Below are 7,369 nucleotides of genomic sequence, written 5' to 3' on the forward strand. Positions count from 1 at the left end.
TTTTGTACCAGTTTATGTACTACGAGGAGAATAATGCAAGGTTTTTGAATGTCCCAATCCTATTTTCTTGCACTAACATCAGATTTTAACAGGTCAAAAGCCTTATTTTCAAAGGGTTTTACCATTATTCAGCAAGTCCTACTTAACCCGAACTGGGGTTAAGTAGCCATTTTTCAGGAGAAAAGCGCTCAGGGCAGCGGGAAAGTCTGGATATTTGCCGAGCGCTGTACTTTCGCCATGGATATCGAGACCCCAATCGGAGTTTTTATCGTAATTAGCGAGGAGAAATTGCCAAGCTTCTTCGTATTCTCCTAGGAGAATTTTTTGGGCGACATAACCAGCCAAAATGCCGTTAACTTCGGCTTTTTCTTTTTTAGCTAACTGCAAGGCTTTCAACATTGCCGCTAAAGTTTTCCTTAATTCTTGGGGATATTTTCTAGTGACATCTGCTAATTTACCCTGTTGAAAAGTATAAATTCTCGAGGGAGGAAAAGAGGCAGCGTAGGAACTAAAAGCATATAAAAAAGCATTATCAACGGTAACAAATTCATAATTGTTATCTCCATCTAAATCTTCAAAGGAACCTCCACTACCATCTAAAAACCCCGTTTCTTCTCTAATAAATTTATCTTTTTGCCAAGTATAAATTACCAAGGATGTGCAGCAATGCGCGCCGCCGCTATAGGTAGAGACGATAATCTCATCAATGCCATTATTATCTAAATCTCTTAATTCAACATAGCCGGAACCAAAGGCACTATAACCGCTATTTTGCTGATAAATTTGCCCGTTATAAAAGATTTGATAAGAAACATTATTAATATCAGAATTATCATCAACTTTCTCGTTTAGGTCGATAGGTTGATAGCTAACTTGTACCTTAATTTTCCCCGATCTAACCACTTGATTTGTGAGGGGTTGACCGGCATCAAAATCGAGTTTAGTCACGGCTAAACTCGCGGCTGCATCGCCCAAGAATTGAGATAATAAGCAGAAAATAAAGCAAGTTTTGCTAATATTCATCGGCCGATTCACAGAGAGATTAATTTTAGTGTAAGTAGCTGGTTATAATTAAATTTAAAATGGCTTTTAGGTTCGATCCCCCCTTAGTCCCCCCTTAATAAGGGGGGCATCTGAAAGTTTTTAATACCCACCTACTTATCTTACTTATTTTTACCGACAATCAGCCGTTAACTTTTCGAGAAAAACTATCTATTGCAAAGTTTTAACGCTCAAAACTTGGGGGGGGGTGGCATCGGGGGGATAGAGAAAATCGAGATTAATGTCGCGTCGGGCGCCGGGGGGAAGTTCCACCTGTACTAAAGCTTCTCCCTGTTGTCCTTCCCGTTGAACGAGATGGAAAAAACGTTCCTCGGTACGTCCCAGGGCGTTACGATAGGTAACGCGCACCGCACCCCGGAAAAATACTGGTCCCTGGACAGGTTCAACAAATAACAAGCGATCGAGATAATTTTCTTCTTTAATTGGGGTTTGAATACTCAAAGCCACCAGCTGCGTTTTGCTAGTGTTGTTATATAGAGGTAAAGTCAGATAGTAGTGAACACCGTAATTACCGTGAGCTTTGAAAGCCGTATCGGGATAACGCACTAACATGGGGGCGCTTTGGATTTGTCTGGTTCCGAAAGTAGCTGCTGTCACCGTACTCAAAGGATAGGCGAAAGCTTGACCGGGTTGAGGAATGGTGAGATTAATTCCCCCTTTGGGATCGACAATGCGGGTTGCCCATTCCGAACCCACAGAAATTCCAGCCACGCGACCATAAAAATTTCTTCTTCCGGGGGACCATTGATCGGGGGGAGTGGGGGGAAAATCGCGAGGAGCGGCTAAATCACCTCTAACCAATAGGGTACGCCATTCCTCTAGGGTAGGGGGACGAAAGGTTTCTATTTCCCGATCTTCGATTTTGACTTTTTGGGGAACTTCGTAGAGGGCTAAATTGGCCATATAGACAGGTCCATCGCTGTAGAGACGCAGGAGAGTCGAGCGGGCGCTACTTCTGGGGATAACCAGATCGAAGAGCATCCGACTTTGGCCGGGGGGAATGACGATCTGGGTGGGAAATTGGGTATCATGGCGACGACGCATGATATCACTGGCTAAACGGGAACCGGGACCAGAAAAAACCCGGCCGTTGGGATCTTCCACCAGAGAGGGCAACTCGACAAAAGGGGCATCGGCCGAGGTGACGTAACTGACTCCTTGCAGGACGCGGATAACCAGGTTTCTGGAGGTGGGATTAGTAACGATCAGGCCCTGGTGTAAGTCGCGATCGGGATCGGTTTGACGAGCGATGTGGTGGGTGAAAACGTCAAAACGTCCTTGTAGGGGATGATTGAGATGGGCTACGGGATAACGTTTTCCTTTGCCGGGGAAAGTGGAGAGGAGAATTCCCTCTTTTTCTACGATTTCGGGACTATTGCTATTAAAAACTAGAACATCATTTAGTTGACCGGGCAACTGACGCACTTCCTGATATTGGGTGATTAATTTCCTCTCTATCTGGGGCAGAACCGAGGCGGACTGAGCTAAAAGAATAGTGGGTAAGAAAGAAAGCATAGAGATTCTATATTTATAGGATCTAATTAAGGGTGAGTCGATGGAGAGTTGACATCCTCACCGCCGTAAACGGACGGTGATTCCCAAACCTCACGATTTAGGTTTCTGCTTCTTTCCCTTGCGGGGTTCCGCACCTGCCTTAACAGATTTACTCTGTTCTGGTCTTATGGTCGCTCCACAGACTGACACCGCAAGCCCTGCGGCCAAAATATTTTTACTGGCGTTAATATCTCGGTCATGGTGTGTCCCACAGTTCGGACAGTCCCACTCTCGAACATTTAACGGCAGCTCTTTCACAATATACCCACAATTACTGCACCGTTTAGAACTGGGAAACCATCTATCTATTTCGATGTAATTTCTGCCGTACCAACGGCATTTATAGGCTAATTGTCGAGTGATTTCTCCCCAACTAACGTCAGATATTGCCTGAGATAATTTCGGGTTTTTGACCAGATTCTTGACGGCTAAATTCTCAACCACAATCGTTTGGTTTTCACGAACTAATTGAGTGGTTAGCTTATGTAAATGGTCTTTTCTGCTATCGGTGATTTGAGCGTGAATCTTGGCTACTTTGATTCTTGCTTTTTCCCGATTTTTTGACCCTTTCTGTTTTCTAGAAAGATTTTTTTGTGCTTTTCGCAGTCTCCGATAATGCTTGTTAAAATGCTTAGGATTAGATACTTTATCGCCATTGCTGGTAATTACTAGGCTACTAATTCCTAAGTCAATTCCGATGGCTTTATCTGTTACTGGTAATGGCTTAATTGTTGGGTCATCAAATCTTATTGAGATATGCCAACGTCCAGAAGGATGTAATCTGACTGTTACTGTACTTGGTTCACATCCGTCTGGTATTTGTCTTGACCATCGAATAGGTAAAGGTTCTGTGCATTTAGCTAAATAGATTTGTCTGTCTTTAAATTTAAAAGCAGATTTGGTAAATTCGGCACTTCCTCCCTGATGTTTTTTCTTAAAGTTAGGATACTTAGTACGACCAGCAAAGAAGTTAGTAAAAGCTGTTTGTAGGTGTCTTAACCCTTGTTGTAAGGGTACACAGCTTACTTCATTGAGAAAGTCTAATTCTTCTTGCTTTTTCCAATCGGTCAACATTGAAGAAGTTTGAGCGTAGCCTACTCTTTCTTGCTTTTCGTACCAAGCTTGTGTTCGTTCGTGGAGAGCTTTGTTGTAAACTAATCTTACACAGCCCAAAGTGCGCCGCAATAGCGACTCTTGTTCGGGTGTTGGGTAAAATCGGTAAGAATAGGCTTTTTCCATGTCTCACATTTTAGCATATATCGTGTAAATGCGCTAGTATTTAACAGTAAAGCCAACCTAGAACGGCGGGGTTTCAGACGCAAATTTTCGATGAAGTTATACAACAATATAGGTGAGTTTGTCCGGGCGATCGATAAAGAATCTTAATATATTTTTCAGGCCCGATCAAGTCATGTCAGGGGTGATGTGAGCTAGGGGCGGTTTTATCGGTTAGCAAGGGGTATTCTCCCTTGCTATTGCCGATTTTAGCCTTTAATTTGACAGGGACGGGTAACTGCTCACCCTAGCTTTAAATTTCGCCGCGAATTTCTTCGACGATGCCATCTCTAAGGACGAGTTCCACATTCATTTTGGCCACTAAGTTATCGCCTTTTTCGACCCGGAAAAAGCTTTCTAGTTGTGCTTGGGCGACTTCTTGATTGAGTTCCAAGAGTTGTACCTGTTGCAATTGTTGCAGATACTGGTTTTTTTGTTCGAGAAACTCACTTTTCTGTTGATTGACTTGGATTTGAATATTGTCAATCTGTTGGGCAGCCGCGGGGGGTAAGGGGATCAGACTCTGACGCTGAATTTCGGCGATCGCTCTTTGGCCTTGGCTTTCTAATTGTTGAATTTGTGCGTCAATTTGAACCATTTGTGCTTGTAATTGCTGTTGTGCTTCTTCTTTCCAGCGCGGGGTCACGATGACTTTAATTGTCACCGGGCGCTTCAGTAATAAACTGGTTTGTGCGTCATCCATGATTTGCTTATCCTAAAAAGGTCTTTTTGTCAAGGGGTTAAAGAATATTTGCCAGAAATATTTACTTGGCAAACATCTCGTTAATCATATCGCGATAGCGTTGCGTTACTACCGGTCGTTTAATCTTTAAAGTTTGGGTCATCATGCCGTTTTCTTGGGAAAAAGGCTCTAAAATTAACTCAAAGGTTTTAATCTGGTCATCGGCACGATAACCGGGCCGATTTCTTACCTCGCGCTTTAATTCTTGTTGGTAGAGAGCTAAGACTTTTTTGCTGTAGAGATCGCTAGAAAGAATCGTTGAGCGATCGCTGTGAAGATCGGGTAAATTTAAGGATATTTTCTGTTCTTGGGCCCAATTGGCCAGTATATCAAGATTAGGCACGATCAAAGCCCCCAAAGCTTTTTGATCCTGTCCCACTAGCATGATTTGGGAGATAAAGGGACTGCGTAAACAAGCATCTTCAATCGGTTGCGGTTCGATATTTTCACCATTGCTCAAAACAATTGTATCTTTGGCCCGTCCAGTTAAGACTAAATCCCCAGCAGCGGTTAACCAACCAATATCACCGCTATCAAACCAACCATCGGGAGAAATCGCTTTTTCGGTTGCTTCGGGTTTTTTATAGTATCCCTGCATCACCTGCGGACCGCGAATCAAGACTAAACCGTGTTTTTCTGTCGGTAAGACTTCTTTGCTGTGTAAATCGACAATACAGATTTCTGTCTGAAAGACGGGACGACCGGCAGACCCGCGCAGGTTATGATCGATACGACGGACGGTAGCGACGGGAGAAGTTTCTGTCAGTCCATAACCAACTAAAATCGGGATTCCGGCAATCTCATAGAAAGTATCTAGATGTCTGGCTAAGGAACCACCGCCACTAACCAAGATTTTAACTTTATTTCCCACTGCTTGGCGAATTTTGCCATAAACTAGCTTATCACCGATGGCATGGAGGGGATAGAGTAAGAGGGATTGAATTCTTGCTTTTAGTCTTTCTCCGGGGGAAGCGTGAAGATGATCTAGACTGAGATTATCGGCGATACGTTTAGCAATAACGTACTTTTCCGACTTTTCTAGCAAAAATCGCACTAATTTCTGTTTTGTGGCCGATTGTTCGCTAAATTGTTTTTGGATACCCTCGTAAAGAGATTCCCAAAGACGGGGAACTCCCACCATTAATTGCGGACTAAATTGCTTTAAATCCTGCTTAAAAGTGCGAATACTGGTATAAATCTGGGTGCAACCCTGAGCTAGACTGAAATACTCACAACTGCGCTCGTAGGAGTGCCATGAAGGTAGTATACTTAAAACTCGATCGCCAGGCTCCGGTTGAAAGATAGCATTTAAGTTGCGTACCTGATGCAGCAGATTACCATGACTTAACATCACCCCTTTGGGTTGTCCCGTCGTTCCCGATGTGTAGATGAGGGTAGCCAGATCATTTTCGCTCTTGGTGATGGGTTTAAGGGTGTTCTCAGCCCCGATCGCCATTAGTTGCTTGAAATTTAAGGTCTGCACGGAAATCGCCCCAGTAGCGGGGTCTTCGTCGGTGAGCAGCACGATTAATTTTAGTGGCAATTCAGGGATTTTCGTCAGCAATTTGCCTAAAGTTTTGTTATTTTCGACAATCAGCGTCTGACTGTCACTATCGGCCAGAATATAGGCTAATTCCTCTGCATCCGCTTGAGCAGATCGTACCGCGTTGGCGGCCCCGGCTGCCATGGAACCTTGGTCGGCAATAAACCACCGGGGACTATTATCGGCAAATAAAGCGACATTTTCGGTTTCTGTGACTCCTAATGCTTGTAAAGCGGCGGCAAATTGCTGAATTTGTTGATAAAGTTCCCGATAGGTGAGAATTACTTCCGGTTTACTGTGGGGATCGTGCAGGGCGATAATATTGGGGAAACGCTGGGCAACTATTGACCAAACTTCGGGTAAAGATTGAATATTTGAATAGTCAATTAGGGTTGTCATAGCAGTAGTTATAGAGAGTTACAAGGGTCATAGGATATAGATTAACCATTCTAGGCTCTTTTTGCTGGTTCTCCTAGACAGTATTTCAACAGGTATCTAGTGCTGCAAAGTTAATTTCCTAATCGAGACTCGGAGAGAGGAGACTTTTCGGTTATCGGTGAACAGTGAACAGTAATCAGGGAATGTTACTGTTACTTAATACTGCTTACTGATTACGGAAAAGGCTAACGGCTTAGATGTATAATTAATTTTGCTTAGGTACTGAAATATAGTTGTAACTAGCAGAAAAAACGATGATTGCTTTATCTAACTATAATAATCTCACTCCAGAAGAATATCTTCAGTTTGAAGAAACCAGTCCCATTAAACATGAATATATCGATGGACAAGTTTACGCCATGGCAGGAACGACGGATACTCATAATATTGTTTCGGGGAATATATACACAATTATTCGTAATCATTTGCGGGGTTCCGATTGTCGGGTTTATTTTGCCGATGTGAAAGTCAGATTAGAGAAGCGCAATCACTTTTATTATCCCGATATTATTGTCACCTGCGATGACAGAGATAAAGAAACTGCTACCTACAAAAGTTTTCCTAAATTGATTGTTGAAGTTCTCTCCGATTCTACAGAAGCTTTTGACAGGGGTGATAAATTTAATGATTATCAAACTCTAGAAAGTTTAGAGGAATATGTCTTAGTCAATAGTAAACACCAACGAGTGGAAACTTTTCGACGGGGTGAACAGGGTTTATGGATTCTGCAAACCTATCAGCAAGAAAGTTTTAGT

At 43.0% G+C, this 7,369-nt stretch carries 6 protein-coding genes; 1 reads left to right on the forward strand and 5 read right to left on the reverse strand.

The window, feature by feature from the left end; all coding sequences use genetic code 11:
- Positions 1-138: 138 nt before the first annotated feature.
- From ACE1AQ_RS16150 to ACE1AQ_RS16170, 5 genes are all read right to left on the reverse strand, one after another.
- Positions 139-1,023, reverse strand: coding sequence for a hypothetical protein (locus ACE1AQ_RS16150; protein WP_008203653.1), 885 nt, complete (start codon positions 1,021-1,023; stop codon positions 139-141).
- Positions 1,024-1,212: 189 nt separating this feature from the next.
- The gene (locus ACE1AQ_RS16155; RefSeq protein ID WP_008204799.1) at positions 1,213-2,577 is read right to left on the reverse strand and encodes a DUF3370 domain-containing protein; all 1,365 of its coding nucleotides are present in this window, start codon (positions 2,575-2,577) and stop codon (positions 1,213-1,215) included.
- Positions 2,578-2,667: 90 nt separating this feature from the next.
- A complete protein-coding gene (locus ACE1AQ_RS16160) occupies positions 2,668-3,855 on the reverse strand; it encodes an RNA-guided endonuclease InsQ/TnpB family protein (RefSeq protein WP_374808793.1) in 1,188 nt (395 codons plus the stop codon).
- 289 nt (positions 3,856-4,144) lie between these two features.
- Positions 4,145-4,594 carry a YlqD family protein gene (locus ACE1AQ_RS16165; RefSeq protein WP_002782037.1) on the reverse strand — a complete coding sequence of 150 codons (450 nt, stop codon included), beginning with the start codon at positions 4,592-4,594 and terminating at the stop codon, positions 4,145-4,147.
- A gap of 61 nt (positions 4,595-4,655) precedes the next feature.
- Positions 4,656-6,575 carry a long-chain fatty acid--CoA ligase gene (locus ACE1AQ_RS16170; protein ID WP_374808795.1) on the reverse strand — a complete coding sequence of 640 codons (1,920 nt, stop codon included), beginning with the start codon at positions 6,573-6,575 and terminating at the stop codon, positions 4,656-4,658.
- 293 nt (positions 6,576-6,868) lie between these two features.
- On the opposite strand from ACE1AQ_RS16170, the gene ACE1AQ_RS16175 reads away from it, so the two are divergent.
- Positions 6,869-7,369: Uma2 family endonuclease (locus ACE1AQ_RS16175; protein WP_374808797.1), on the forward strand; the 501-nt coding region annotated here is incomplete at its 3' end.

Origin of the sequence: Microcystis sp. BLCC-F209, from assembly GCF_041928595.1 — a bacterium.
Lineage (GTDB): Bacteria > Cyanobacteriota > Cyanobacteriia > Cyanobacteriales > Microcystaceae > Microcystis.

Bases quoted from the DNA above. Each gene is read 5' to 3' on its own strand.
- ACE1AQ_RS16150 (WP_008203653.1), bottom strand. From the start codon at position 1,023: ATGAATATTAGCAAAACTTGCTTTATTTTCTGCTTATTATCTCAATTC.
- ACE1AQ_RS16155 (WP_008204799.1), bottom strand. From the start codon at position 2,577: ATGCTTTCTTTCTTACCCACTATTCTTTTAGCTCAGTCCGCCTCGGTT.
- ACE1AQ_RS16160 (WP_374808793.1), bottom strand. From the start codon at position 3,855: ATGGAAAAAGCCTATTCTTACCGATTTTACCCAACACCCGAACAAGAG.
- ACE1AQ_RS16165 (WP_002782037.1), bottom strand. From the start codon at position 4,594: ATGGATGACGCACAAACCAGTTTATTACTGAAGCGCCCGGTGACAATT.
- ACE1AQ_RS16170 (WP_374808795.1), bottom strand. From the start codon at position 6,575: ATGACAACCCTAATTGACTATTCAAATATTCAATCTTTACCCGAAGTT.